Consider the following 26,743-nt stretch of genomic DNA (forward strand, 5'->3'; position numbering starts at 1 on the left):
TATTAATACTCTATTAATATAGACTTAAATATTCCTAATTTACAATCCTATATATGGAGTTCCTCCAGGCAGTAATTCTGCTCTACATAGTTGGAGACATGATAGGTAACTTCGTGATCCTGTTTTACGTTCTACGTAAAGGAGTTGTTAATAGAAAGGCCGTGTTTTTCCTATCCTCCATACTCCTGTACATGGCGATGGAGGCCTCCGATATAGGTTATGTGCTATTCCTCCACGGCTCACTAATGGTGGAGCCAATCTCCTTAATTGTAGCATCTATACCCATCCTACTCTCGGTCGTAGGAAAGGACAGGGTGGTAGCGTGGAGGGAGGACAAGACGTCTTCTATGACGCTAGCCCTTACCGTGTTAATAGACGAGTTGTCCATGGGCTACGCTTACTCTCTAGCCTTTGGGCCTAGAGCTGATTTCCTCATAGCCTCAGTGAGTAATCCAGCGTTTGGTGCCATGATGCTGGCAGACGCCGTATTTTTCCTCTTACTTTCGAAGCCGAGAAACATTACAGAATTTAGCATGTTCACGTTTGCCTCGTCCATGGTATTCATGCCTAACGTTTTCTACACCCTTAGGATGGAGGCTCAGCTCATAGGCTCCATAGTATCATCGCTGTTCATGATAGTGAATATCGTAATGCTTTACCTAATCCAGATCAGGAGAGCTTCTTTCAATGCGCAGCTATTGGCCATATCACTTTCAGGCTTCGATTTCCTCATGATGTTGGGGCTGTCAGAATTCTCAGTTAGCAACGACCTCACTCTCATTAGCATAGCCATGGTTGTTTCAATGTTCTGGTACTTTATCTTGACCTTCTACAAGTTCTCGGACCGGAGGGTAACTGGACTCAAGTACCCAATAGCCTTTATGACCTTAGCAAACTTGGCTGAGCTAGCAATGGGATTTGGGGAGAGCGTCTTGGGCTTTAACGTTACCAACGCGATTTTCCATCCCTCTAAGATGATGTCGATGAATGGACATATGATGATGAGAAGTCCCTTCTCTAACCCATTCTGGTGGATTTTCCCAATGAACCCATACTCAATGACAGTGATGACATTCAAGAACGCACTTACCTCCTCCCATAACTTGCTTTACGCCGACTTCTGGGGCTCTTACATGTTAATTATGATGACAACCATGGCTCCCTTTTACGTTATAATGATGGGGGCTGAGATGTCCTATCTCGTATACGAGAGATACAAAAGCCTTAAGAACAGGAGCCTTAAGTCGTGGACATTGGGTATTATAGCCGGAATACCACTCTTCGTCTGGCTTATCCCGTACTACACAAGTTTCTACGTGTTTGGGATGAGCGGAATGATATTCCCAGTGACGTTAGTCTCCTTCGCAGTATCTCTAGCAGCGGTGATCTTATCCTCTTCCCTGTTTGGGAAGAGGGCTTACTGCAACCTCGCGTGCATGTCTGCCCACATGTGGACTAACGTGTTCTACGACCAGTTTAAGCCCAAGAAAGACCACAAGTTCTGGAACTACTTTAGGTGGGCCCCATTCTCGCTGATGATCCTTGCCATGGCTTATTGGGTGCTAATCGAGGTAGGGATCGCTAAACCTCCTAAGCTAGGTATGCTAAGCGTAAACCCCTTAGATCTGTTCGGCATGTTCACCTTAAATTACGTATGGTGGTTTATGTTCTTCCTAACGCCAGTATTTGGGGCTTACTCGTGCTCTAGGCAGGGTTGGTGTGGTTTCGGGACGTTTACCGGGATCTTTAATAAAGTCCTGTTTAAGGTAAAGGCGAAGGACGTCAGCGACTGCAAGGCATGCCAAAGTCTGTCGTGCGAGAAAGCATGCCCTCAGAAGATAGAGATAAGGAAGGACGTCCTCAATAAGGGGTACAGTAATAGGATTAGTTGCGTAGGGTGTGGGGATTGCGTGGAAGCTTGTCCATACAATAATCTCTACATCTTCGACGTAACGAGCTTATTTAAGACTAGGTAGGGATCAGCAGGAGCTTTTCTTCACCCTTCAGCCCTTGTAAGGCACATCATCTTTTTTTTATGCCAATAACTAATGTAACTACATGCCACAATATCAAATTTTAGGAGATGACCTCCAGTATTTGAAAGTTATGCTTGCTCCGGGCGAAGGTTTTTACGCTGACGCAGGACACATGGTGATTAAGTCCGACTCTGTTAGGCTACAGACAAAGCTAAGAGGAGGGATTTTATCCGGCATAAAGAGGGCTCTCACTGGGGGGTCTTTCTTTGTAACGGAGTTCTATGGGCCAGGAGAAGTAGTCCTTTCAGGGGCGTTCCCAGGGAAGATATTCCCCGTACAGTTACAGGGAAGGGGAATACTTGCAGAGTCCCACTCCTTCCTTGGGGCAGAGACGTCAGTGGAGTACGAAGCGACTATGAGTAGACTCTCGGCAGGTATACTGGGAGGGGAAGGCATCTTCATGGCAAAATTTAGAGGTGTAGGGAACGTGTTCCTTCACGCCTACGGAGGGCTAATAGTGAAAGACCTAGCCCCTGGTGAGGCAATACAAGTGGAAGCCTCCCACTTGCTAGCGTTTGAGGAAGGGATGAATTATTCCGTCCAATTAGTAGGAGGACTTAGAACGATGCTATTTGGCGGCGAGGGCTTATTCTTCGTCACGATCTCCGGGCCAGGGAGAGTGTGGATACACACCCTAACTGCCGAGCAATTGGCGAGCTCCCTTATTCCCTTCCTTCCTTCTGGGCAACAGGGAGGAATAGGACTGGGAATTTGATTCATTTTTACTATGTTTTGTCCTTAATCTTTTTGTCTAAATATTTAAAGGAGTAAACGAAAAGATACTATTATGAGCGAGGACAGCGAGTACATATATTTCGACCTAGAATCGGCGAGAAAGCTCCTACCGTGGCTCAAGAGCGAACTACAGACCTTAAAGCAATTAAGGTACTCCACGGAGATAGTGCTAGTTAATGGAAACAAAGAAGAACTGGAGAAATACGCAGCTAACATCGACAAGATCGTGAGGGAGATAACCGGGAAAGGCATTATACTTAGGAATCCGGATATTGGACTAGTAGATTTTCCTGCAGTAATAAATGGGAGGCCAGCGTACTTGTGCTGGAAAGTGGACGAGGACGACATAAGGTACTGGCACTACGTAGAAGAGGGGTTCAGAGGGAGAAAGGAAATCACGGGAAAGGAGGATATCCTTAGCTTCTTGTAAACAAATTTTAAGTCCATCTGCTTATTTAGCCATATGTCGAGGTACATAGGGAAGAGGATCAAAAGGAAGGAGGATCCAAAGCTCATAACCGGACAAGGTAAATACGTAGACGACATAGATTTTCCCGGGACCTTATACCTCGCCATAGTTAGAAGCCCTGTAGCCCACGCCACACTAAAGAAGGTAAACGTCTCTGACGCCCTTAAGTTAAGCGGGGTTGTAGGCGTAATTACAGGCCTCAACTTGAGAGTCGAAAACAGGCCTAGCAACTTCCCCATGGCTAAGACTGAACTACTATATGTGGGGCAACCGGTAGCCGCAGTTGTGGCGAAGGACAAGTACACTGCTTACGACGCGGCAGAGCTAATACAAGTAGACTACGATAGCCTACCCGCTGTGACCGACCCTGAGGAGGCACTTAAGGACGACGTGAAAGCAGTGGAAGGAAAAAGTAACGTTGCATACAGGAAGACCTATTCTTCTGGAAACCCGGAAAAGGCAATTTCAGAAGCTGACATCTCCTTTGAGGAGAAGCTTGTCATAAGCAGGGTTTACCCGGCGGCCATGGAACCAAGAGGAGTCCTCTCAGTATACCAACAGGGCTTCTTGACCGTTTACTTGTCAACTCAGTCTCCCCACTACACGAGGAGGTACTTGTTGGACGCCTTTGCTGACAAGGTAAAGGACATTAGGGTTATACAGCCAGATATTGGTGGTGCGTTTGGCTCTAAGCTCTTCCCCTACCCAGAAGACTACATAACTGTCTACGCCAGCCTGCTTTACGAAAGACCGGTGAAGTGGATAGCTACAAGGAGTGAGGATATCAGACAGACCTACCATGCAAGAGGGCAAATACACAAGGTGAAGGTGGGTGCCAAGAGAGACGGAACTTTGACGGGCATTGTTGATGACCTGATAATAGACCTAGGGGCAGCTTCCCATGGTACCTACTTGGCTGACATAACCGCGCAGATGCTCCCTGGCCCTTACTCCATTAGGGACATTAAGGTAGAGGTCTACGGCGTCTACACTAACAAGACTCCCCTTGACCAGTATAGGGGAGCAGGAAGGCCTGAGGCCACGTTCGTCATAGAGAGGATTATGTCCATACTCGCGGACGAGCTAAAGATGGACGAGATAGAGCTAAGGAGAAAGAACTTAATTAAGAGCACTCCTTACGTCAATCCCTTCGGAGTTAAGTACGATAATGGAGATTACGCGTCCCTCTTGAACAAGGCAGAACAAGTCTACAGGGAAATGGAGAGAAAGGCAGAGAAGTTGAGGAGCGAAGGAAGGAAAGTGGGAGTGGGCTTCTCCTTCTACCTAGAGATGAACAACTTCGGACCATGGGAGAGCGCATCTGTGAGGGTTAGGGGAGACGGTAGAGTTCTAGTAATAATTGGGGCTGCACCTCACGGTCAAGGTACGGCTACAGGAATTGCCCAGATAGTAGCGGACGAGCTAGGAGTGGACATAGAAAACGTTGACGTGGTATGGGGAGACACGAGTACCATAGGCGAGGGCTACGGAACTTACGGTAGCAGGAGCCTAACGTTAGCAGGAAACGCTGCTCTACTGGCGTCAAGGAAAGTGAAGGAAAAGGCGATAAGACTAGCAGCCCAGTTCCTCAAGAGCGACCCACAGGAGCTGGAGTACAAGGACGGCAAGGTCGTCAACCCGAAGACAGGGAAGTCCATGACGCTAAAGGAAATAGCAGCAAAAAGCATGTCAGTTCTAGGAGGTGTGTGGAGGTATAAGGAAGAGCCCGGACTTGAGGGAACGGCGTACTTTGGGCTTGACAACTTAACGTATCCATATGGAAGCCACGTGGCCTTAGTAGAGGTAGACGACACGGGCTTCGTAAAGGTCCTAGACTACTACGCAATAGACGACATAGGGCTAGTAGTGAACCCAATGCTAGCAGAGGGTCAAGTAATGGGAGGAGTAATCCAGGGGTTTGGCGAGACAGTACTCGAAGAAGTAGTCCACGACAAGGAGGGAAACCTACTAACTGGTACATTTGGGGACTACATGATACCAACCGCAGTTGAGGCGTTCAACATAAAGTGGGAGTACATGGAGAAGGGCAAGTCAGACGCTCCGCTACCAACTAAGGGCATTGGAGAGGGGGCCACCATAGGTACACCTCCATCGGTGCTGAGGGCCATGGAAAAGGCGATAGGCAAGAGGCTCACCAAGTTGCCGACTTTACCATGGGATCTCTAACCCCTTTTTAGATTTTCTTGTTTTAAATTTCTTATATTTTTTTAATATAATAAAGTTTATACGAGTTTTTCTAGAAGATCTTTTAACTCTGTTAATGCAATTACACATATGCAAGTTATAGAGGAGTATAGCTCTCCGTTCTACAGACACATAATAGACTTACCTGCATCAGTTGTCAGAAGGCTATGGAAAAGAGGCGATGTCTTGATCCTAGACGTTAGAACGCCACAAGAATATGAAGACCACCACATACCTGGGGCTCTCCTTGTGCCCTTGGACTACCTAGAGGTATTAGCCAAATACCTTCCAGAAAAGGACGTTGCAGTGGTTTGCGAACACGGTAATAGGGCTAGGTTTGCTACCTACGGTATGCCACACGTGTATAAGAAGAAGGCAATATACATGCCTGGAGGCATTATGGCTTGGATGGGCATGGGATACGAAGTGGAGAGCGGAATGGACGAAAACGGCCTCAAGTGGCAGGAGTGGCTAGAAAAGGAGATGAACCAATAGACATCTGTCTATAGGCTCAACATGCAATTATTTTTAAAGCATGACTACAAATTGTACTTATGATATACATGTACCACATGATAGAATACATGGATCTAGAAGACTACATGGTGCTCAGCGCTCTAGAACTCTGAGCTGTTTTTTAAGTATAGACACGGTAAAGTAATCGTTTCCGCAGTAAGTCCCTATTTTCTCTTCCCTTTTCATTACGATTACCTTGTCGACGCGCATTGGAGGGTACTCTGTAGATATTAACACGTTTTCTCTCCCTAGGACTATGGGGATCTTGTGGAAAGCGGAACACCACGAGAAAGACGTAACCCCGGGGACGACCTCGTAGGGTTCCAAGAACTCGGCCAGCCTATAAAAAGAGCTGTAGAAGGCCGGGTCACCTAAGGTTACGTAGGCTACTTTATCGTAACTTGAGATCTGTTCTGTCAGCTTTTTATACTCCTCTCTATTCCTCCTTATTGGCAAGTTGAAGAGAATCACTTCCTTGTCCTTTAAGTAGTCCTTAACTGCGTTATAGGTGAGCATGCGAGACGTATATGGTACTACAACCACGTCCGATTCCCTTATTACCTTTAGGGCCTTCAGCGTTAGGAGCTCAGGATCCCCTGGACCCACGCCTATTCCGTAAAGTCTCATTGCTTTGCTCTCCTATAAGAGTGGGTAAAGGAACCAGAATAAAGGTTGCTGCGCCTTTCCTCCCTTTTCAGACACTGGCTCACTATTATTATGGCAGTCTTGTAGATCTTGTTCCTCTTCACCAGCTCGTCCAGTTCCTTTAACTCCCCAGTTAACACCTTCTGGTCTGGCCAGCCAGCGTGGTACACGACCGCCACCGGGAAGTCCTCAGGGAACACCGAGAGCAGTTGTTCCTTGACCTTGTCTATTAAATGAATAGAGAGGAATATTACGATGGAGGCGTTTTTGTCGAGTACCATCTTCCTCTCGTAGTCTGTCCTATAAGGCAGTCTGGTTATTATCACGCTCTGGGGACCTTGAGGGCAGGTAAGTTCCAGCTTAAGTAACGAGGCAGAGAGCTGGAAGGAGCTAACCCCCGGGATTACCTCCACCTCGAGTCCCTCTTTCTCTAGGAGAAATACCTGCTCACTGATGGCGCCGTAGATTGACGGATCGCCGTCGTGGACTATCGAGACCTTCCTTCCCTCCCTTGCCTCTTTAACGGCTTGTCCTACTATTTCCTCAGTTTCCATTGAGGAAGTATCAAAAGTCCTCTTTCCATGAAATAACTTCACAATCTCAGGGCTTACTAACGAACCGGTGTAAAAAATTACGTCCGATTCCCTTATTACCTTTAGGGCCTTCAGCGTTAGGAGCTCAGGATCCCCTGGACCCACTCCCACTATGTAAACTTTCAAGTCACTCCCCTTTCTTGTAATTTGAGATGCCAGCCGCGATAGCTGTGGAAATCGTGGGATATATTTCTTGTCCTGCTGGTACGACGATTATCAGTCCGCCCTTTTGGGAGATGTCAGATAGGGTCTCCAGGAACCTAATCTGAAGGGCAATTGGATTGTCCTTATAGGACTTGGAGGCGTCAGCCAATATAGAGGCTGCTTGTCTTTCTCCCTCGCTTAGGATCACCTTTGCCTTTCTTAGCCTGTCTGCTGCAGCGTACTGCGCCATGGCAGTGCTCAAATCCGCGGGTAGCTTTACGTCCCTTACTGTTACCGCAGTTACCTTCACTCCCCACCCCTCAGTGTAATTATCTAGTATCTCCTGCAACTTCTTGTTGATTGCATCCCTCTCGCTAAGTACTTCGTCAAGGAGCATCTGACCTATTATGTCCCTAAGGGATGTTTGGGCTATGTTGATCACTGCGGTGTTGTAGTTGGAGATGTTAGCCACTGCCTTTATCGGGTCTACGACCTTGTAGTACACCACCGCGTCTATGGAGACAGTTACGTTGTCCTTGGTTATCACTGTTTGCGGAGGTATGTCGACGTTATTGATCCTCAAGTCAACTATTACCGGTCTGTCGACGAATGGAATTAGGAATATTATTCCTGGACCCTTAACTCCCAGTACCCTACCTAACCTTAACACAACTGCCCTTTGCCATTCCTTCACGATCCTGAACGATAGCCCTACGAAGACGAGAATTATTATTAATAGAAACACTAGCCCTACTATTAGACCTACATCTGGACCGCTTGCCATAGATGTAACTTGCGTTTGTAGAATTAAAACTTATATTTAACAAGGATTGCAGATATTAAAACTCCTGCAAGGAAGGCGGAAATATATTCAATTAATGTTAGGTTTACTTCAGATTGAGGGGCCTTGTACTCCACGCGGGTAAAGTCTGAGGAAAGCGCCTTCTTGAAGTTGTAGTTTCTGAGGAAGTTCAGCAAGTTCTCAAAGCCGGAGACCAGTTTTGAGACGGCTTGGTTAAGGGCTGGGGATATGGAAGAGGAAACGTAGTAGTTAGGGGCTAGACTGAAGTTGCCTGGATAGTAAACCGAGTACACGTCTGCAGAGGCGTTAGGAAACACAACAGAACCCGTCCCATTGGTCACATTTTCAAAGCCCACCTTGAAACCCGTAATGGTTGGATACAGCACTTCAACAACTTGGCCAGGAAGAGGCATATCGTTAATGCTCAGCTTAACTATGAGCGTCTTGTTCAGTTGCGTTACAGATATGCTTGGAGGGATAGGCCACAGCACTGAGGGAGAGTTGTACCCTGGGCTTAGGACGGCGAACGGGTGGAATATGTTGTCCAAGTTGCCGGATACGGCGAGGCCGTAAGCGCTCTCGGCTGTGTCCAGACCTACGCTTAACGCGTCTGGTACTACTTGTAACCCAGAGGAGGACTTGTAGTAAAGGTTTTCCGTGATTTCCCCGCTAATTTGAACAACGCTACCTCCCCCAGGCCCTCCCCAAACAAGTTCCAAGTCGTTAGGTAGCCCAATTTTGCTCAATCCACCCATTACAAAGTAGCCCGAATAGGGAAGGGAAAGGTAGATCTTTTCCTTGCCGTTAACGCTGTAACCGAAATCCAGGCTCCTGTTTAACGTCATAAATAAAGTCAAATTAAAGGGAGTCTTTACAGGAAACGTAGGTCCTTGATAGCAGATCACGCCAAGTCCTTGGAAAGTCGTTGTGTTCCTAACCCCAACAAAGGGACCAGTAAGGTTCCAGAAGTTGACTACCATTGTTACCAGAAAATACGTCGAGTTGACTTGGTGAATTAAGGCAACGTCTTGTGCCCAAAAGCTACCGTTCAGCATTGCGTTGAGCTGTAGGGATGCGTTCCCGGAGGCGAAAAACTGTCCATTGGGTAAATAGGAGGGACCGATGGTGAGGTTGCGGACGTAAGCAACTCCCTCCACCAAGGAGGAAGTTACCTTATAGGTCAATGGGAAGAAGGTCATCCCAGTGGGATAGGAGGCCGAGGCTTGTGAGTGAAAGGCGGGCAATGCGATCACTGGCAATATTAAGAGAATTATAAGCAATACTTGTTTCATAAACTATTTAATACACTATAACAAATAAAAATTTATGGCATCACACGTAGTTGTCCCGATCATTATTATCATTGTAGTCATCATTGCACTTATCGTAACGGGGTACATTACTGATCCTCTAGTGGACATACCTTCCTTGGCGTTGATCGGGTTCCTGACATATAGAATGGTGTACGTCATTGTAAAGACAAGGCATAGAAACTTCTATAGTTACGCTGGAAAGGTGGGAAAGGCGGTAGATGATTTAGCCCCTAATAAGCCAGGCTATGTGCTTATAGAAGGGGAGTATTGGCAAGCAGTTTCCAACGAGCCCATAAGCGCAGGGGAACCCGTGATAGTGGTCGGAAAACAAGGATTTATACTCGTCGTCAAGAAGGCAAATAGAGATGAGGTTGTCGTATAAGGCAATAGAAAGGTTGAGAGGTCAGGGGAACTATTCAGTGGTGGAGACTTACAACGAAGTCACAATAACATATTACCCTCCTTCTCCTTCTGAAGCGTTCAGTGAAGAGGAAGTAGTAAGAGAAATTAGAATTATAGGGGTTAAGAGAAAGGATTATGTTGAAATAGAGAAAGCCATAGTTGTGGAAAACGGCAGAGAGGTGAAGAAGATGAGCGAAAGCGAATTAAGTCTTTGGCTTGATTATATTGAGGGTATGTAGGTTGTACCTTTTCGTTTACGGGAGCCTTAGGTACGGCTTCGAGTTACACCACTTCTTAAAGGACAGTAGGTACGTTGGTTTTGGCTACACTGAAGGCTTTAAGATGTACGACCTGGGGAGTTATCCCGGCGTTATTAAAGGGGACGGAGTGATATGGGGGGAGGTGTACGAGATAGACGAGAACCTATTGAGGAAACTGGATGAGATAGAGGACTACAGAGGTAGGGAAGACGACCTCTACGTTAGGAGTAAGACGAGGGTCTACTTTGACCAAAAAAGGAAGTACTACCTTGATAACGTTTACCTATACGTGTACAACCAAGACATCTCCTATAGGGACGAGATAGAGAGCGGCGACTATGCAGCCTACGTTGGCATGCCTAGGGTGATCAACTACTTCGCCTATGCGGAAAACACCAACTTGAACGTGCTAAAGGAGAGGGGAGTGAAGAAGATCCTCAAGGAGATTAAGGCAGTACTCCCTGGTTACAAGATGATCTTTAACATAAAGTGCAAGTACGGTTACTGTGCAAACATAAAGGAGTTTGAAGGAGGGAGAATATGCGGTTACGTGTACGTCATGTTCGAGGACGACCTTAACTTTTTGGACAAGGCCGAGGAACACTTGATAAGGTACGTCAGGGAGACGTTCAAGGTAGTCGACGAAAATGGAAAGGAGTACTTTGGGCTTGCTTACGTCTCCGACTACAAGGAAGGTGAGGAAAAGCCCTCCGAGGAATACGTTAAGGCAATAGTCGAGGGCGTAAGGAGAGGATGGGGAGACAAGTGCATTTCCACTGGGCTCATCTAGTCCCCCTAATTAACGTTTAAAAAACTCCTCTACCATTTACAACTATGAAGAAACTGTCGGAAGAAGAGGTAAACCAGGCTCTTAAGGGCCTATCTGGGTGGAGACTCGAGGGGAACAAAATCAGGAAGGAGTTCAAGTTCAACGACTTCAAGCAGTCAATCCAATTCCTTAACCTCGTACAACCAGTGGCAGATGGCCTAAACCACCACCCCGACGTCTGCGTGTACTACAACAGGGTGGTAGTGGAACTGACAACGCACGACGTTGGAGGGTTAACCGACCTCGACTTTGAGCTAGCCCAAAAGTTAGACGACTTGAGCAACTACGTCAAGTCCTAGATGTCGATGGCGTTTTTCACTTTTTCTAGTGCTCTCTCTAACCTCCTCTCTTCCTCCCTTAAGATGACCAGCCTTTTCTTTAGCTCGTTACTGAGCTTGACCTTTTCTACAATCTCCGACCCCTCCTTGCCGATGTACTTGCTCCTCAGCTTCCCGTCCTCCCAGTACCTCAAGTAGTAGTAGACGTTGTTACCTATCTTCTTGGCGTCAATGTGCCCCTCTGGGAGAGAGCTTATCTCCCTCTCTATCTTCTCCCTCTCTTCTTTAACCCTTTGAAGCCTCTCCTCTATCTCCTTCACCTTCTCCCAGAGCGTTTTGACCACCTTACAGTACATCTACAGTATTTCCTAGTGCTCATACCCTAAGGGATCCGCGAAGTTGTCGAGGGCCTTTATGATCTTTTCCCTATCCTCCACTTCCACGTACTTCTTTATCCCTCCAGCCCTCCCCCTGTTGAGCAGTTTGATCTTGATTATGCCGAACATGTCCAGCTCCGAGATTATGTCGGAGAACCTTCTGTAGGAGAGGGGCCTCGTTCTGAACTTGTTGCAGTAGTCTATGTAGATCTTGTGCGCGGTGACCACGTCGTCTGCGTCTAGCACGGCCCTAAGGGCGAGCTTGTAGTGGAAGGGGAGGGACTTTATCGCCTCCACTAACCTCTCCTGCTCGTACTCCACTATCGCCCTGTCCACGTGTTCCTTCCTAATTATCCCCTCGCCTGAGGCCAGCTGCGCAGCCCTAAACAGCAAGTTCACCGCTTTCCTAGCGTCGCCGTGTTCCTTGGCCGAAACCGCAGCTATGTAAGCTAACACGTCGTCCGTGTAACTGCCGTTGTATATTCCGTACTCGGCGTACTTTGCCAGGATCTCCTTTAGTTGTTCGGCGTCGTAAGGCTTAAAGATAACCGAGGGACCCAGGGATGAGAGTACCCTAGGTTCCATGTAATCCCTTACGTTTATGTCGTTGCTTATCATTATCAAGGATATCTCTGCCTCGGATCTAAGAAGCTGGTAAAGCACTATGTCGCCCCCGCGTCGCTTTACCAGAGTGTCGACCTCGTCCAGGTACACTATGGCCTTCCTGCCCTTAACGGAGTTCTTTATCTTATCTATGTACTCGCCCAAGTTGACCCCATGCCTAGGGACTATGCCACTACTCAACTTCTCGGCTATCACGGACAGCACAGCTTGAGGAGTTCCACCCACTTCTCTGCAGTTCACGTACGCCTGCTTTACGTCCTTGTAGTCCTCGTCCTCTTTTCTGACCTCTTCGATCTCATTGAAAATATACCTAGCCACAAACGTCTTTCCAGTGCCAGTAAGCCCCAAAAACAGTGTGGAGAACTTAACGTCGTTCTTAACAAAGTACCTAATGGCGACCGCGGTCTCTCTGATAATGTCCTCCCTGTAAGGTATGTCAGTGAACACGGACAAAGGGTCGATGAAGACCTTAGGGTTCTTTATTACCTCTCCCTTACCCCCTTTCAGCGCTTCCCTTATCACGTCTGTTTCTTCTGTTTCGCCAGTTTAATCTTGTTTCCAAAATTGGCAAACGTATAACCTAGGTGCTGACCTGGGAAAGTAATACAAGACGCGTTCTGACGTATGCTACGTGGAACTAGGAAGGGATTGAGAGACCTTTAACTCCCCAGTTTAATGTTGAAGGCTTTACCGTATATCTGCGTCGTTTCTCCATGTTTTTTCCCTAACGTAGGGACACACTCTGTGAATTTCAACTGTTTCAAGCGTTATCCGTTTACAAAGAGGACCAGGATATACGTAACCTTAATTATACAAACAATAGCCAGGAAAAGAAAGTTAGCGCGTCTCAGAACTCTGCATATGCACAGTCACACACCTTAAAATCGGTAATATCGATCAAAGCGAATTACCAATTGAAAAAATTAAAACAGAGTATTGGACAAATATTTTAGTTTACCTGATTTTAGGGCAAATTCTTGTAGAAACGTTGCTGTTGTACTGTAAAACTGGGGGGTTAAAACTGACCTACTCCCTGCCCTGCGAGGGTTCTGCATAGGTCTTGAGCGTTACTCCCCCTTAAGGGAGATACCCCGTGATGTGAAGAGAAAGGAAAGAGCCAAAGCGTTGACAATCTTCCTTTTTCACAATGTTTAACGCTCCGCTAACGTCGCTGTGAAGTTAACGACCAAAAGGACAGCTATCGACACCCCTTGGGATTTCTGCCAACCTTAACGTTATGGTAAGCGCAGAAACGCGAAGTATTGTACTCAACAACTAGAAACGTCTTTATGCCGTGCTCGTAAAACTTGTTCACTATAGCGCCAACTTGCGAAAAGACCAAATTTGAAGTGAGCTTGTTACCCTTGTCCTAGGAATGAAGTAAGGATAGCCCAAGTAAACCGTGGAGACGCCGAGAGACCACAAAGAGTTAGCCAAGTGAGAGGCTAAAGTTCTGTAAATGATGAAGCCTAGGTGAATCTTCGAGAAAAGCCTTTCCCTTTCCCCTCAACACCTCTTCCCTAGCTTTCACTTCTTTGGACCTTTTCTGTCTCGCTCTTCAACTTGTCAAGCTCAGCGATCCTCTCCTGAAAAGTAGAAGTTCGCTCTTAACTGCTGAACCACGGTAAAATAGAACAGTAAGCTCTCAACAACGACAGTAGCCAACGCGTTTACGCCAAGGTCAATTGACGCGATCTTGTCGCCTTTAGGCTTTTCAACTGAATCTCTCTCGCCGTGGACGACGATAGAGTTCATAATTGACTTATCTTCTTCGCAACAGTTCTACGAACGTCAACTGGAATGTAGCGTAAAACCTATTGCCCTCAGCATGAATCTCTAAACGTCCTTTTGCACTAAACCACCGTGTGTAGACAACCACTTAGTTGTTTTGATATAAATTGAATTTTCTTTATTGAAAAGTATGTTTTAGACAAGTTCATTAGTAAGAGAACATTAGCATCCAGGAGCTTAAGACTAGCGAGCATGGAACTCAATAATATAGTTAAAAAATTCTTCATATTACAATTTACTAGAAATCTATAAGTATAAGTCAGAATAAAATTGAATTTTATGGAGATTAGCGAAATTGTTGTCCACATACAAACCACCTTAACCTACCTTCAAAGGTATCTCAATTTTCAATCCTTTAGAAAGAGAACGCGCCTTTCCTCGTCAACTTATAACTGTCTTGCCTAACGGCTAGAATCAACTTCCCCCTTCCAGTAGCTTGGCGGCGCGTTAGTGAACGGCGGTTTTGTCTTTGTAACGAGAAGAGTGACGAGCCTCGTTGCTCTTCTGCATAAAGGCTTGAGCAACCCCTAAAATCTTCTTGTACTTATCGTAATGCTTTTTCCGCGTTTCCTTGAGGACCACTTTCTTTTGCTGAAAGAAATTGTTTTTCGTAGTTTGTCTCGTTCCACAGCTTTGCGGACTCCTCTGCTACCTCAGTTTCCTCTGTTGGTGCCCACTAGGAAAGAGCCCTACTACGACGGTTTTGACGCTTCCCCCGGCATTGCGGGGGTAATCGGCTCTCGCTCTTCATCTTCTCTAAGTCTTTGCTTGTCCCAGGCAAAACGAACATTTATGGGAGAGAATGAGGAAAAGCCATCTAAAGCTTGGGACATTTAGAACGTTCCGTTTCTCCTAAAAAACTGTGAAGGAGATCTGGGACAGGGGCAGTTCGTTTTCCCTCACGTCAAAGCTTAGATCATTAATAGATTTTAGTAGAATCGTGAGTTAATTAAATAATTTTTAACGCATATATTAGTGTTTTAAAAGTCCGCGTGAAAATAACGCTTGATTTCTTGTCCTTCGAGATAAAAATATCGAACCTAAGCAATCTTCTTCTCGTTTAAAATTAAGCTCAAATAGTTTTTATTTAGGAGCGATATATTTTAAAAATTTTAAAAGATAGAGTACCAAGAACCGGAAGGCTATACGTACGGCAAAGGGTCTTTTTAGCCACAAGGTGATCACGTCGAAATCGCAAATGATAAAGAAAAGAACTGCAAGTCTCGCCTTTTAAGGCGGGGTTAAGGTTTTAAATATAAAAACAATTCCCTTTTATGGCGCTTCCTTCTGGTGAACATAGCGGTCTACTTTATCCTTGAAAACCTCTCCCTCACCCAGTGCCTCACGTCGTAGAAGAACACGTTGTGGTGGGGGCATGCATCCACGCACTCCCCGATGCCCACGCACTTCATTGCCTTGAACTCCCCCTTCCTTATGAAGCTCCCCCTCATGTCTGTTATCCCCACGGGACAGGCGTTGGCGCAGTCCACGGTCTGACAGTGAAGGCACACCTCCGGGTTCCTCACCTTGAGCCTGAACAGCCCTACCCTCGATACTGCCTGGTTGAACACGCCCCAGTAGCAGTACCCAGAGGTCACGCAAGCAAACGTGCCCACAAAGGGTATGGACACGAAGAGGGCGTACCACAGGACGTCAAACCACAGGAAGTACAAGAGCATCGTCACGTCTACGCCAGCTACAGTGAACCTCAACACCCCCTCGCTGTTTAAGTACGACACCACTGCCAAGGCTAGGACTAGCAGGGAGACCCCCAGCGCCACCGCCCTGAACGCGGGCCCAGTTCTGCTCGTTACCCCCTTCCTCGCGAGCCTCGACGTCCTGTTGTAGACCTTGAGGGAGTCGTAGAAGCTCCCCTGGTACATCATGGGAGCACTACACGTCACGGCGCACAAATTCCTTGAGCCGAAGAAGAAGGAGAGGGCCCCGTAAATTGCGTACGTGCCCATGAGCCCAACCAACACTGCGTTGCTGACTGGCCCCAAGGTGCCGATTCCCATGCTCCACATGTATGGAATGTACATCGAGACCGAGGATATGGGGCTGAAGCTTGCCAAGTACACCGTGTAGACGAAGTACGCTAAGATCATGAGCCCTATCCTCACCTTCACCTCCCTCACCTTGACCTCCATCATCTTCTTGAAGGCCAGGAACCCCATTTCAACCCCCATCATCACCAGGAACCACACGGAGCCCAGGACAGACCCCACAACGTCTACCCCGTCCCAGAGGACGTTGAGAGGCGAAGTGGGGCTCTCCCACGGTAACGCCAGCGATGAGGTGAAGCCGTTTACCCCGGGAGAAAAGACCCCCTCCACGAAGTCCAGCACTCCTCCCATGAAGAACTCCATGACGAAGGTGAGGAAGATTACGGCGAAGGCCACCTTTGGGTCCCTGAGGTAGTTGCCCCTCCTCCCGTTAGGCCCACCCAGCGTCCTGTAGACGAACCAGGCCATCGTTGTGAGCATTGAGGCGTTGTACAGCGTCAGATCCCCAGTGAGGAAGAACAGGAAGGCTCCTGCCATCATGGCTGTGAAGGCTCCCATTAGTTCCAGGACCGTGAAGACCTCTTGCGAGCTCTTCAGCCTCTGCTCGTAGAGGGTATCGTACACCAGCACCGTAGCGCCTATCATCACCGCAGAGGAGCCCCAGAAGGCAACGTCCACTGGCATGACCAGTGGGAACCACGGCATTAAGGCGAGGACCGCCAGCAGTATCCTCCTCAAGTGCTTGTCCGACCTCTTAAACGCAAGGGCCAACGCGAACACCATCTCCGGCAACATGACCCCCACGAACCAAGGGCTGTCCACTGAGGAGTCGAAGGTAGCCGGCCTACCCGTTGTCATCGAGTAGAACAGGGAGCCCATGAACACCTCAGAGGAGACGAGGAGGAGGGAGAAGACCAGATAGGTCCCCCAACCCTTCTTCACCTCATTAACGTTCAGCAGAACCAAGAGACCGAAGAACATATAGGCCCCGTTTAATGCAAGGACGTAGAAGGCGTCGTGGAAGGCAACGTAGATGTAGGCGCCTAGGTTCATGGTAAGCATCATGCCTGTCAAGTACAAGGCGACGGCGACCCTCCTTGGCGAACGCCACCTCTCCATCTCATACACAGCGTAGAGCATCACGGAGAGCATCGAAACAGCTATCAAGGTAAAGAGGGCGTAGCCCATGCCTTCCATACGTAAACTTTTAGCGTAAAGTAAAAAAGTTTACTTAAAAAGTTTGCTTTGATATTTTGGGTATCTACTAAAAATTAAAGTACTTCAGTGCAGGCCTTATTATCAGCAGGTATATGAGTCCCGCGGTGAGGGCCACGGAGAGGGCGAAGAAAAGGTAGTAGAGGGGCGGGCTCTTCTCGTACTGGTCGAAGAAGATGAGGGCGGCGAACAGGATCCCTATTATCCCTATGTGGACTATTATTGAACCGCCTTCGCTAGGCATAACCGCTCAGCCTCCCACTCAACAGCACCACAATAAATGGTATTGATTCAAAGCATAAAAGTATTCCCCGCACTCCCACTAGGATTCCCTCAAGAACTCCGTCTATTATGGTGAAGAGCGTTAAGAGGAATATGGCCCTCAACTCCTTTCTCGAGGTCACCCTGAGGTTCACCTTCAGCGCCTCTATCACCTCGTTCTCGGCCACCCCAAGCAGGATGAGGGTTATAACTCCAGAGGCGACCAAGGAGTACGCCATTGCCCCAAAGACCACGAAGTACTCAAGCGTAGGAGAAACCCCTTGCTGCGTTCTCCCTGAACCTCTCGTAGTAGCTCAGCATTGCCTTGTTCACGGAGGGCTTGACGTACTTCAGTGCCTCCAGGAGGTCCTCCATTGCGAGCTTGGGGCTACCGTTAGTCGTTATGGCCCTCCTGATGGAGATCAGTACTGCCTTATTCACTACCCCCTTTATCTCAGCCGGAGTGAAGTTCTCAGTGAGCTTCACCAGCCTGTTTACGTCCATCACCTCGTGAGGAACCCTCTCCAGTAGCCTAGCGAGCAACGCAGCCCTTCCCCTCTCGTCTGGCGGGGGGACGTAAATGAGCTTGTCGAACCTGCCAGGCCTCAGGAGGGCGGGGTCTATTATGTCCGGCCTGTTTGTAGCCGCTATGACGATGACCTTCTCCTTCCTCTTGCTTATCCCGTCCATCTCTGTGAGGAGCTGACTAACCACCCTGTCGGTGAGCCTGTTAGGGTCGCTTCCCCTCACCATTGTCATGGAGTCAATCTCGTCGAAGAACACTATGCTCGGGGCCACCTGTCTGGCCCTCCTGAACACCTCCCTCACCTGCCTCTCAGTCTCCCCTGCCCACATGCTCATAAGCTCGGGGCCGTTGACCACGATGAAGTTGGCCTTGCTCTCGTGTGCAACTGCCCTGGCGAGCATGGTCTTTCCTGTCCCTGGAGGGCCGTAGAGCAGGATCCCGGTGGGTAGTTCCACCTTCATCTGCTCGTAGAGCTCAGGCTTAGTCAAAGGCCACTCCACTACTTCCTTGAGCTCCACCTTTACCTCGTCCAGCCCAACTATGTCGTCCCAGCTGGTGTTGGGTATCTCCATCCTGAACTCTCTGAGGGCAGAGGGCTCCACTGACTTCAGCGCTTGCAGGAGGTCCTCTTGCGTGATCTTTAGGGAGTTGAGGTCACCCTTTGCCCTGTTGAATGCCTTCATCGTGGCCTCCCTTACCAGTGCCTCGAGGTCCGCGCCGGTGAAGCCGATGGTCACGTCAGCCAGATACTCCAAGTTCACGGAGGGGTCTAGGGGTAGCCTCCTGCAGTGGATCTTGAGTATTTCCAGCCTCCCGTTCCTGTCGGGGACGGGTATCTCGATCTCCCTGTCGAACCTGCCGGGCCTCCTGAGGGCTGGGTCGACTGCGTTGATCCTGTTTGTGGCCCCTATGACGAGGACGCCGTCGCCCGATGAGAGCCCGTCCATTAACGTCAAGAGCTGTGCCACTATCCTCCTGTCCGCTTCAGACGTGGTGAGATCTCTGTTTGGGGTTATGGCATCTATCTCGTCTATGAAGATGATTGAGGGGGCGTTCTTCTCGGCCTGCTCGAATATCTCCCTGAGCCTCTTCTCGCTCTCCCCGTAATACTTTGACCCTATCTCCGGACCGCTTATGTAGAAGAAGTTGGCCATGGCCGCGTTAGCTAAGGCCTTGGCTATGAGCGTCTTCCCAGTCCCCGGAGGACCGTAGAGGAGAACCCCCTTGGGTGGCCTGAGCCCCAAAGGCCTTAGGACCTCGGGCCTCACGAGGGCTATCTCCACTATGTTCATCAGCTCCTTCAACTGCCTGTCCAGTCCTCCAACTTGGTCCAAGGTGACGTAGGGGACGTTCAGTTTAGCTATCTTTAGGGACTCCGGGGCGAGAGTTATGGCTGTGGCAGAGGAGATCCTCCCCACCTCCACTTGGGGCGACATGGAAGTAACGAGGAAGTCTCCGTCCCTGGTCTCCAAAGTTATGCCCCTTGACGCAAGCTTCCCCCTTAACTCCACGTTGAGCTTCCTGAGGTCGTACTGCTTCTGGACGCTAGGGGCAAGGGTTACCTCCTTCAGCTCTACAGCCTCCACCTTCCTCACTGCCACCTTCTCCCCTTCCCTGACCCGCAGGAGCTTCAGCCTGTCCTCGTTTACCACTATCCCTCCCTTTTCGTCCCTGTTCTCCTGGACGTAGAATGGGACCTGTCTCTCTCCTATTACCACTACCACGTCCCCGGGCAAGAGCTTCATGGAAACCATTAACCCACGGTCAACTAGGATGACATCGGGTCTAGTCCTGCCCGCGTAGACCCTTAGGAAGCAAACCGAGTTGTCCATCTTGTTTTTATATGGTTTTTGACTAAAAATAAGCTTTACTTAATGTCCTTATCCTCCTTATTGCTTTGAGTTATCCTCAGGGTCGCCTTCCTTGGGGCTACTTGGAAGGCGTTTGACCTCCTTCCGTAGTATACCGTGAACAGGAGGAGGACGAGCTGGGAGGCAAAGGTCAGAGCGAGCTGTCCGCCAAGGGAGTTGATGAAGTCTGAGAAGTAAGTCCCGGCCATCGCCGCCCCTATGACGCCAAGGGAGTAGGCCGAGAAGGAGGAGAGGGTGCACATTGGGCACACCGCCACGGGGCCCACGACAGTTGCCACGAGCCCCTTTACCCCCTTAGCCCTAGAGCTCAGGGAGTAGGAGGCTATGGCCCCCGCCATGAGGGAGGCAGAGGTGAGCTGGAGGACTTGCAGTGGGTAGACGTAGAGGCCTATTACGTGAGGGACGTATATCGTCACTGAGGGCTCGAACATGGGTATCCCGAAGAGGCCGAAGAGTACTGGGGGGTAGGGGTAGCCGTAGACTCCCAAATGCACTACCCCTGAGAGCAGGGCTAAGAACACCGCGAATACACTTGAGTACTTGAGCCAGTTTTTGGGCCTGCTTAGGTGGAAGAGGTTCTTGACTAGCTTGGCCACCCCGTAGCCCATGACCACGGAGCCGGCTGTTATTATTGCGGTGGATATCCCGGTCATGAATGCGAGGTTGGCCAGGTCAAAGCCGTTGTAGTCCACGTAGTACGGCACGTGGGTGAGGAAATAGGCCACTTGTACTACCACTGTTACCGCCCCTACCACAATGAGCTCAAGCCCTAGGTCCCTACTGCTCACTTGCGGTAGCTCTATCCTCACTTCCCTTATGGCTGAACTACTCCTCAAGTACTGGAGGTAGTACACTCCGGCATACCACGCGAGGGGAGTGCCCATCACCCAAGTTACAACCCAGAGGTACATGAGCTGGTCTGCCGGGAAGTTGAAGAATGGGATAGGTTGGCCAAGTAGGATCGAGATGGGGCCGGGCATTATCAAGCTCCACGCTGTGACGTGGAGTATGCCCAGCCTCGCCCATGGCCTCAGCGAGGAGAACCCAGTCCCCGCCAGGAAGCCAGAGGCAAAGGAGAGTGGTACGAGCAGGAACGGGCGGTCGTAGAGGAGGTTAAAGGTAGATAGCTCCCCCATCACTAGGGCAAAGGACGCGGGTATCCCGAGCCTCCACCTCTTACCTAGTGCGCTCGCTATTCCTACGCCTGCAAGTATCCCCAGTACGAACTTTACGAAGGAGAAATATATGCTAGTGGGCAGGGCCAGGGAGGCGACAAACGAGGCTATCACAACTGCGTAGGTCCAGACCCCCCTCCCAAGCCCCCTTAGTACGTCCCTCCCCTTAACTTCGGAGTAGAGGACGTACGTCGAGAGCGACAGTAGTGCCCCAGCGAGTACCACTAGCCCCTCGAATAGCCTCTCCATGAAAGGCGTGGAGAACAGTAAGGGTAGGTTTGAGGAGGCAGAGCCTATCATTGCGGTAAAGAACTCGCAGGAGCAGGAGAGGGACGTGGCAATAAGTCCCAGACTGGACACCAGGCTCTGGAACGCCCTAAGTTTTAGCACTTGGTAGAAGGCGACGTAGAGCGTTATATTCAAGGCAACGAGGAAGGACAGGAGGAACGACACCCCAAGAGATAAGGGAGTCATGGCCCAGGAGAAGTACGGCGTAGTGATTGAGAGGAAAGGCCCCCAGAGCGGGAAGGGCATGTCCTGCGGTGATACAGGGGGAGAAGAGGATACCACTACCCCAACCCCTTGGGGGAAGTCGATCCTCGTGATCAGGAAAATCCTGGCAACTATCTGGAAGAAAAAGAAGTAGCCGAGGAACACGGAGGCAAACAAAAACTTGTACCTTTTAAGCCTAAAAAAGTTGGGGGGATCCATTGGCCCTCACCTTAGTACGCTTCGTCCCTCAACAATTTCTCTATGTCCACTATTGGGTCCTTGTCCGCCTTCACTATGAGGAGTATGTACCATATTGGGTAAATTAGGGCCATTAGTAGGAAGCTTATCTGCCATAGCATTAACTCGGACTCTAGCAGGGCCACGCTCTCACTTGTCTATAATTTCGTAATAAAGTATAAAAGCTTTACTTGGGCTAAAAATAAAAGTTTATTAAATAAAAAGTAATTTTTGAGTAAAATTGCTTAGAACAGGTCAAGGTCCCTCAGTATCTTCACCATGTAATAGGTGGAAGGGAAGGCAGCCATGGCGAAGAGGGCGTAGGAGGTCTCTATTAGTTGCTCAGTTGGGAACACTGGGTAGAAGTTGACCGAGTAGTAGGAGGCCATCTCAAGGAAGATTTCGGCCAGCCCTGCCATCATGCTGAACATGGAGAAGAGGGTTGCGCTCTTCCACGCGTTGCCCATGGCCTCCCATCCCAATCCAGCGAACACTCCGGCCGCTAGGAAGCTTACCGTGCAGAGGGCCCTGCCCAATACGCTCTCAACGCTGTATGCAAAAGGTTCCGGGAGGTACCAGTAGGTGGTTATCGCCCCTGCGATTACCCAAGTGAATAGGAGCCCCTTGGTGGAGTAGTCCAGGGAGAGGATCGCGTTGGCAAGTCCACCTCCCTTTGAGTAGAGAACGTTGTAGAGCCATATCCCTATGAGGGCTGACCCCCACACAGTCGTCATGTCGAAGGAGAACTTGGCCAGCTCCAGCTGACCGTACAGTTGCTCTGACAGGGGGTTCACTGAGGCTACGACCAAGGCAATACCAAAAATGAGGTACCTTTGGGCCCCCTTCAATTCCACAACCCCGCCAACGTACCCCCAGCTACCAGCACTGCCCCTGCCAGCACAACCATTGCTACTAGGGCGTCGTCGGCGTAGAGGCTGTAGGGGAGGGTCTGGACTAGGAAGATGTCTATTACCCACGCTACAACTCCCAGAACTACTACTACCGCCCCTAAGACTCTCCTCGAGAAATTGACTCCAGCCATATCTATCAAAAATAAAGTGATTAATATAGTTTAAAAATTTTGCGGGACTATCTAGCTATAAAACGCCGACAGCAGCACCGCGATCAGCGGGAAGAGGAGGTAGGTGGTCGAGGGCACAGTGTCGAATATCAGTGCACTTCCAAGGAGGGCCAGTGCTGGTACTGCCACAGCTTTGTCCTTCCTCCTCATTAACCCTATTGCAGTGGCCATGGTCACGCACGCGACCACAAAGAATATGGGCGGGAAGTAATCGTTTATGCCCATTATGCCTAGGATGTAGGGGAAGGTGAAGCCGAGCATGAAGGCTATGCCAGGGACTGCGTTGAACCAAGCTATTAAGGCAATGGGGACAGAGACGAGGAGACCAGCCAAGGGGTAGACGTACCTAACTTTTCCTACTGCGAGTGACGTGAATGCTATACCGGCAAAAAGTATGGAGAAAGGCAGTATCCTAGACGCCGCTACAGTGATGGTCCCAAAGGCCGAGTTGAGTGTCATCTGGGTTAACCAGGGGCCTATTAACAGGAGGTATGCAACCACGTCTGGCACCAGCACTGCGTAAAGCACCTTCCTGTTGACGTCCTTAACTGCCAGCAACGCAGTAGAGACTATTAGTACAACGTACACCAGGGAAGAAGCAATTGGCTGGTTAAAGGCAGTGTTGTCGAGGCCGTAAGCTACGTGGGCTATGTCGAACACGGCAGTTATCGACATCACTGACGCCACCAGCGACCTCACCGTTCGCGACAACCCCTTCTCGAGGAGGGCGAGGAACATTATGGCGAACTGGAGGAAGAAGATCAAGCCAAAGGAAACGCCACCTATCAAGTAGAGCATGTAAAATACCTTGGTGACTGAGAGCGACACTCCCGCCATACCCAGGGGGAGGACTCCGATCAGGAATTCCCTGTTGAAGAATAACTCCAAAAATACAAGTAACGCGTAGAAGTAGCCTAAAAAAACCTTGAATCCCTTAAGGTTCGGTATAACGCTAATTTTGGCCCACCCTGTCGTAGTTTAGCTTGGACTTGAAGGACATCACTACTTTCTTGACTATCGGGAGGAAGGTCAGCAGTGCCTTGTCCGCTACGGTTTTCCTGCTTAGGGCAAGCGCTATGGCCGGTGTCGAGACAGTGCTAAACACGAAGAACGGCGCTAAGGCAGAGGAGCTAGGAGTAGCGGGCTGTATGTATATCCTCCACCAGAACGATATGGACTTGAAGTCTACCGACTCTCCCGCACCTCCCTGGAAAACCGCGAAGGCGACCCAGTAAGTGTGGCCGGGTTGTAGCTGGATCTGGTACCTGGACTCTCCCTGTCCTCCAGACACTCCATAGGTAGTGAAGGTCCTGGCGAACTCCGCCTTCATCCATGGCCCTGTTGGGGTGTTGTAGAAGGTGAAACCAGTTGCGACGACAGAGGGGTTCCATAGGGCGGTGACGTTGATCGGGGTTGTGTTAGTGCCTGCCACGAACTGCATGAACTGCCAGGTGGACACGTACTTGGTGTTGATGTACGGGAACCCCATGAAGGGTATACCGCCTATGTAGTAGAGTGAAGAGCCATTAGTATACATGTCAGCTAATATTCCTTGATTTTGCAGGTACCCCAAGTTCAGTGGGTCCTTGTACTGCGGGTAGTGCTTATACGGCGGTGGAGAGTTTCTGCTGAACAGGGTTGGGCCAGGGTAGCCAGAGTCCTGTGTGTTGTTGGCCCTTGGGTTGTTGTTCAACACCCAGACCTCAGCTTGGCCAGCGGAGAGTGCTCCAGTGGTGCCAGGCATCATGTGCGGGGTGTAGGCTATCTGCGTCCAGTCGTTAGGCACTCCTCCGAGAAGCCACATTATTGCGAACCTCTCGGGGTACATAAAGGTGGAGTTGTAGAACAGTGACACGTAGCCCGCCGTGTCCTCTGGGTAGAACTCGTTGTACGCCGACTGGGCCCAAGTGGTGTCGTTCAAGCCCATGCTGAGGAACTGGCTCAAGGACGTTATTATCTTTCCGCTGTAGTTCAAGTACAAGTGGCTGAGTATTACTGGCTGTCCGTTATTGAGCGGTTCTCCGTTGGGCAGGGTAGCCCCCATTACTTCCCCTACAAGCTTTCCGCTCTCGTTTAGCACTATTATCTGCACGGGGTTGGCCAGCGCCGTCCCTGGTGGGTACTGGACGACCTCAGACGCAGGTAGATAGCTCACGTTAGCCACGGACTGGTTTGAGTAGCTGAAGGAGACGTTGACGTCCCACCACCCCACTGGCCCTTCGAAGGCGAAGGGCGCCCATATCTTGCCGTCAGGGGTGGTCTCAGGACACGCTAACCAGGACTCGTAGCCCACCACGGGGGCCTTCATTAGTATGAATATGTAGGGCACCCCATCGACGTAGGTCCAAGCTGCCTTGACGTATACCGTCTTCGTGTGCCCCGATATCCCGTCTGGGACTGGTACGGTAGGCACTAGTGGCACTGCAGTCCAAGGTATCGTCTGCCAGAACGCCTCCTGGCCCGGAAGGCCCTCGTCTAGATGGGCGTTTGGCACGTAGTAGGCTGTTATGGTACTCGATGACACCTCAGAGGCGTTGAGTACTTGATCTAGTCCAAAACCTATACCTACCATTATTAAAAATGCTATTGTGCCAGCTATTAACAACTTCATGTAGCCGTTCATTGCCTATTACCTCCAAGCCTGATCATTTCCATGTGGACGATTATCCCACCGAGACCAAAAAGGAAAATGGCTAAGCCTACGAAGTTGACGAAGTAATTGGGCGTCGTGGCGGGTGCACCGAGGGTCATGCCGTTCACCGTGAACACCTCGTGTTGGTACGTTATTGTCCTAGTTCCCACTGCCATTAATATCAGCCCCAAGACCACTAGGAGTGCACCTACGTATAGGAAGACCTTAGTCGCCATCCTGCTCACCCCTTAATAACCTCCAACTCCACTACCGCTCACCACGTTGGGGTCCCACGTCCCCTGCGGCATTACTCCTCCGGTGATCTCCGAAGCCAGGGTCGCGTTGGAGGTTGCTATGATGGTGCCCACCAGCCAAGAGTGGCCTAGGCCAGTCGCAGCGGTACCGCAGTACTCGGCGCAAGCAACGTGGTAGACGCCGGGCTGTGGGAAGACCAGTACTATGTAGGAGTAGTAGCCTGGGACTGCCTCTGCTCCGAAGTTGAAGATGGTGAAGTTGGAGGTGGCGCTCTGCACGAAGAACTCGTGGAAGACGTCAATGCTGTGCACCACGAACACCACGGGCTCGTCCACTGGGACCACGGTTAAGTTGGTGTAGACCTTGTCGTGGGGGTAGAAGTCCCAGTGCCACTGCTGTCCGGTGACGTATATTATGACGTATGGGCCCTTATAGGAGCCTAAGGCGTTGGCGAAGGAAGCGTGGACAACTCCCACGCCTGCGTTGTTTGTGGGGTTATAGCCTATGTAGTCGTAGGAGTCGTATTGGACTTCTAGGGATATGACTGCCACCATTACCAAGAGTAGGAACAGGGCTATAACTGTGGCTCGTTTCATAACACTTACCTCACTAGCTAATGAATCAGCATAAGGCTATTTATAAACTTTACTTTCAAAGTTAAAGGTAAAAAACAATTTAGCTTTTTTTAATAAACATTCAAAATAATTATTTAGTTTCTAGAACCACTGGACGTCAACTTCTTAAACGGTGTTATGCTTTGTATCAAAAAAGATATTTCTATGTTACTACATGCTTAAGCGTTCTGTACCGCTACTTTGAAATTTCAAATTATAACCTCGCTTTTTATGAAATTAAAGGTTATATTATATATTAAACATCATCAACTTGAATGCATGCAGAACTTTAAAACATTATTTCCAATTTTTCCCAAAGTATTATATGCTATACCTGCAACTTTTCGCGCTTACTTCAC

General features: G+C 49.4%; 29 protein-coding genes. 9 read left to right on the forward strand and 20 right to left on the reverse strand.

Going from position 1 to position 26,743, the window contains the following annotated elements; translation table 11 throughout:
- The first annotated feature begins 53 nt into the window (after positions 1 to 53).
- The 5 genes from MPF33_08770 (at position 54) to MPF33_08790 (ending at position 5,940) form a co-directional block, all read left to right on the forward strand.
- Positions 54 to 1,976: a 4Fe-4S binding protein gene (locus MPF33_08770; protein MCI2415313.1), complete on the forward strand. Its 1,923-nt coding sequence runs from the start codon at positions 54 to 56 to the stop codon at positions 1,974 to 1,976.
- A gap of 82 nt (positions 1,977 to 2,058) precedes the next feature.
- Positions 2,059 to 2,751: a TIGR00266 family protein gene (locus MPF33_08775; GenBank protein MCI2415314.1), complete on the forward strand. Its 693-nt coding sequence runs from the start codon at positions 2,059 to 2,061 to the stop codon at positions 2,749 to 2,751.
- A 72-nt stretch (positions 2,752 to 2,823) separates the two neighbouring features.
- Positions 2,824 to 3,201 carry a DUF2203 family protein gene (locus MPF33_08780; protein ID MCI2415315.1) on the forward strand — a complete coding sequence of 126 codons (378 nt, stop codon included), beginning with the start codon at positions 2,824 to 2,826 and terminating at the stop codon, positions 3,199 to 3,201.
- A 33-nt stretch (positions 3,202 to 3,234) separates the two neighbouring features.
- Positions 3,235 to 5,427, forward strand: a complete 2,193-nt coding sequence (locus MPF33_08785; protein MCI2415316.1) for a xanthine dehydrogenase family protein molybdopterin-binding subunit — start codon at positions 3,235 to 3,237, stop codon at positions 5,425 to 5,427.
- A gap of 108 nt (positions 5,428 to 5,535) precedes the next feature.
- Positions 5,536 to 5,940, forward strand: a complete 405-nt coding sequence (locus MPF33_08790) for a rhodanese-like domain-containing protein (protein ID MCI2415317.1) — start codon at positions 5,536 to 5,538, stop codon at positions 5,938 to 5,940.
- 114 nt (positions 5,941 to 6,054) lie between these two features.
- Here the strand turns inward: MPF33_08790 and MPF33_08795 are convergent, their stop codons facing one another.
- The 4 genes from MPF33_08795 to MPF33_08810 are packed head-to-tail and all read right to left on the reverse strand — an operon-like array spanning position 6,055 to position 9,437.
- Positions 6,055 to 6,588, reverse strand: coding sequence for a precorrin-2 C(20)-methyltransferase (locus tag MPF33_08795; protein MCI2415318.1), 534 nt, complete (start codon positions 6,586 to 6,588; stop codon positions 6,055 to 6,057).
- The gene (locus MPF33_08800) at positions 6,585 to 7,325 is read right to left on the reverse strand and encodes a cobalt-precorrin-4/precorrin-4 C(11)-methyltransferase (protein ID MCI2415319.1); all 741 of its coding nucleotides are present in this window, start codon (positions 7,323 to 7,325) and stop codon (positions 6,585 to 6,587) included. The genes MPF33_08795 and MPF33_08800 overlap by 4 nt, the downstream gene beginning before the upstream one ends.
- Before the next feature lies 1 nt (position 7,326).
- Complete coding sequence (locus tag MPF33_08805; GenBank protein MCI2415320.1) at positions 7,327 to 8,127, reverse strand: slipin family protein; 801 nt, start codon at positions 8,125 to 8,127, stop codon at positions 7,327 to 7,329.
- Between the two features lie 23 nt (positions 8,128 to 8,150).
- Positions 8,151 to 9,437, reverse strand: a complete 1,287-nt coding sequence (locus tag MPF33_08810) for a thermopsin (protein MCI2415321.1) — start codon at positions 9,435 to 9,437, stop codon at positions 8,151 to 8,153.
- Positions 9,438 to 9,471: 34 nt separating this feature from the next.
- On the opposite strand from MPF33_08810, the gene MPF33_08815 reads away from it, so the two are divergent.
- The 4 genes from MPF33_08815 to MPF33_08830 are packed head-to-tail and all read left to right on the forward strand — an operon-like array spanning position 9,472 to position 11,248.
- Complete coding sequence (locus tag MPF33_08815; GenBank protein ID MCI2415322.1) at positions 9,472 to 9,840, forward strand: NfeD family protein; 369 nt, start codon at positions 9,472 to 9,474, stop codon at positions 9,838 to 9,840.
- Positions 9,824 to 10,099 carry a hypothetical protein gene (locus tag MPF33_08820; protein MCI2415323.1) on the forward strand — a complete coding sequence of 92 codons (276 nt, stop codon included), beginning with the start codon at positions 9,824 to 9,826 and terminating at the stop codon, positions 10,097 to 10,099. The genes MPF33_08815 and MPF33_08820 overlap by 17 nt, the downstream gene beginning before the upstream one ends.
- Position 10,100: 1 nt before the next feature.
- On the forward strand, positions 10,101 to 10,910 hold the full coding sequence (locus MPF33_08825; GenBank protein MCI2415324.1) for a gamma-glutamylcyclotransferase: 810 nt from the start codon (positions 10,101 to 10,103) through the stop codon (positions 10,908 to 10,910).
- 44 nt (positions 10,911 to 10,954) lie between these two features.
- Positions 10,955 to 11,248 (forward strand): 4a-hydroxytetrahydrobiopterin dehydratase, encoded by a 294-nt coding sequence (locus MPF33_08830; GenBank protein ID MCI2415325.1) that lies wholly within the window; start codon positions 10,955 to 10,957, stop codon positions 11,246 to 11,248.
- On the opposite strand, the gene MPF33_08835 is transcribed toward MPF33_08830, so the two are convergent.
- The 16 genes from MPF33_08835 to MPF33_08910 all read right to left on the reverse strand — a co-directional run bounded on the left by MPF33_08835 (position 11,245) and on the right by MPF33_08910 (position 26,366).
- Complete coding sequence (locus MPF33_08835) at positions 11,245 to 11,583, reverse strand: hypothetical protein (protein ID MCI2415326.1); 339 nt, start codon at positions 11,581 to 11,583, stop codon at positions 11,245 to 11,247. The two genes, MPF33_08830 and MPF33_08835, sit on opposite strands and share 4 nt — an antisense overlap.
- A 12-nt stretch (positions 11,584 to 11,595) precedes the next feature.
- Complete coding sequence (locus MPF33_08840; protein MCI2415327.1) at positions 11,596 to 12,750, reverse strand: orc1/cdc6 family replication initiation protein; 1,155 nt, start codon at positions 12,748 to 12,750, stop codon at positions 11,596 to 11,598.
- 676 nt (positions 12,751 to 13,426) lie between these two features.
- Entirely contained in the window at positions 13,427 to 13,570 is a 144-nt protein-coding gene (locus MPF33_08845) for a hypothetical protein (protein MCI2415328.1), read from the reverse strand.
- Between the two features lie 230 nt (positions 13,571 to 13,800).
- The gene (locus MPF33_08850) at positions 13,801 to 13,983 is read right to left on the reverse strand and encodes a transposase (GenBank protein ID MCI2415329.1); all 183 of its coding nucleotides are present in this window, start codon (positions 13,981 to 13,983) and stop codon (positions 13,801 to 13,803) included.
- Between the two features lie 1,340 nt (positions 13,984 to 15,323).
- Complete coding sequence (locus tag MPF33_08855) at positions 15,324 to 17,222, reverse strand: 4Fe-4S binding protein (GenBank protein MCI2415330.1); 1,899 nt, start codon at positions 17,220 to 17,222, stop codon at positions 15,324 to 15,326.
- A gap of 67 nt (positions 17,223 to 17,289) precedes the next feature.
- Positions 17,290 to 17,484, reverse strand: a complete 195-nt coding sequence (locus tag MPF33_08860) for a hypothetical protein (GenBank protein MCI2415331.1) — start codon at positions 17,482 to 17,484, stop codon at positions 17,290 to 17,292.
- Positions 17,477 to 17,755: a hypothetical protein gene (locus MPF33_08865; GenBank protein ID MCI2415332.1), complete on the reverse strand. Its 279-nt coding sequence runs from the start codon at positions 17,753 to 17,755 to the stop codon at positions 17,477 to 17,479. The genes MPF33_08860 and MPF33_08865 overlap by 8 nt, the downstream gene beginning before the upstream one ends.
- 7 nt (positions 17,756 to 17,762) lie before the next feature.
- Positions 17,763 to 19,859, reverse strand: coding sequence for an AAA family ATPase (locus MPF33_08870; GenBank protein ID MCI2415333.1), 2,097 nt, complete (start codon positions 19,857 to 19,859; stop codon positions 17,763 to 17,765).
- Between the two features lie 35 nt (positions 19,860 to 19,894).
- The gene (locus MPF33_08875) at positions 19,895 to 21,784 is read right to left on the reverse strand and encodes a hypothetical protein (protein MCI2415334.1); all 1,890 of its coding nucleotides are present in this window, start codon (positions 21,782 to 21,784) and stop codon (positions 19,895 to 19,897) included.
- An 11-nt stretch (positions 21,785 to 21,795) separates the two neighbouring features.
- The gene (locus tag MPF33_08880) at positions 21,796 to 21,948 is read right to left on the reverse strand and encodes a hypothetical protein (protein MCI2415335.1); all 153 of its coding nucleotides are present in this window, start codon (positions 21,946 to 21,948) and stop codon (positions 21,796 to 21,798) included.
- Positions 21,949 to 22,047: 99 nt separating this feature from the next.
- Complete coding sequence (locus tag MPF33_08885; protein ID MCI2415336.1) at positions 22,048 to 22,656, reverse strand: DUF1404 domain-containing protein; 609 nt, start codon at positions 22,654 to 22,656, stop codon at positions 22,048 to 22,050.
- Complete coding sequence (locus MPF33_08890) at positions 22,647 to 22,844, reverse strand: SepZ protein (protein MCI2415337.1); 198 nt, start codon at positions 22,842 to 22,844, stop codon at positions 22,647 to 22,649. Before MPF33_08890 ends, MPF33_08885 begins: the two co-directional genes overlap by 10 nt.
- Positions 22,845 to 22,895: 51 nt before the next feature.
- Complete coding sequence (locus tag MPF33_08895) at positions 22,896 to 23,771, reverse strand: hypothetical protein (protein ID MCI2415338.1); 876 nt, start codon at positions 23,769 to 23,771, stop codon at positions 22,896 to 22,898.
- A 64-nt stretch (positions 23,772 to 23,835) separates the two neighbouring features.
- Entirely contained in the window at positions 23,836 to 25,506 is a 1,671-nt protein-coding gene (locus MPF33_08900; GenBank protein MCI2415339.1) for an ethylbenzene dehydrogenase, read from the reverse strand.
- Complete coding sequence (locus MPF33_08905) at positions 25,503 to 25,751, reverse strand: hypothetical protein (GenBank protein MCI2415340.1); 249 nt, start codon at positions 25,749 to 25,751, stop codon at positions 25,503 to 25,505. The genes MPF33_08900 and MPF33_08905 overlap by 4 nt, the downstream gene beginning before the upstream one ends.
- A 12-nt stretch (positions 25,752 to 25,763) precedes the next feature.
- Complete coding sequence (locus tag MPF33_08910; GenBank protein MCI2415341.1) at positions 25,764 to 26,366, reverse strand: quinol oxidase; 603 nt, start codon at positions 26,364 to 26,366, stop codon at positions 25,764 to 25,766.
- Between the last annotated feature and the right edge of the window lie 377 nt (positions 26,367 to 26,743).

Origin of the sequence: Candidatus Aramenus sp. CH1, from assembly GCA_022678445.1 — an archaeon.
GTDB lineage: Archaea > Thermoproteota > Thermoprotei_A > Sulfolobales > Sulfolobaceae > Aramenus.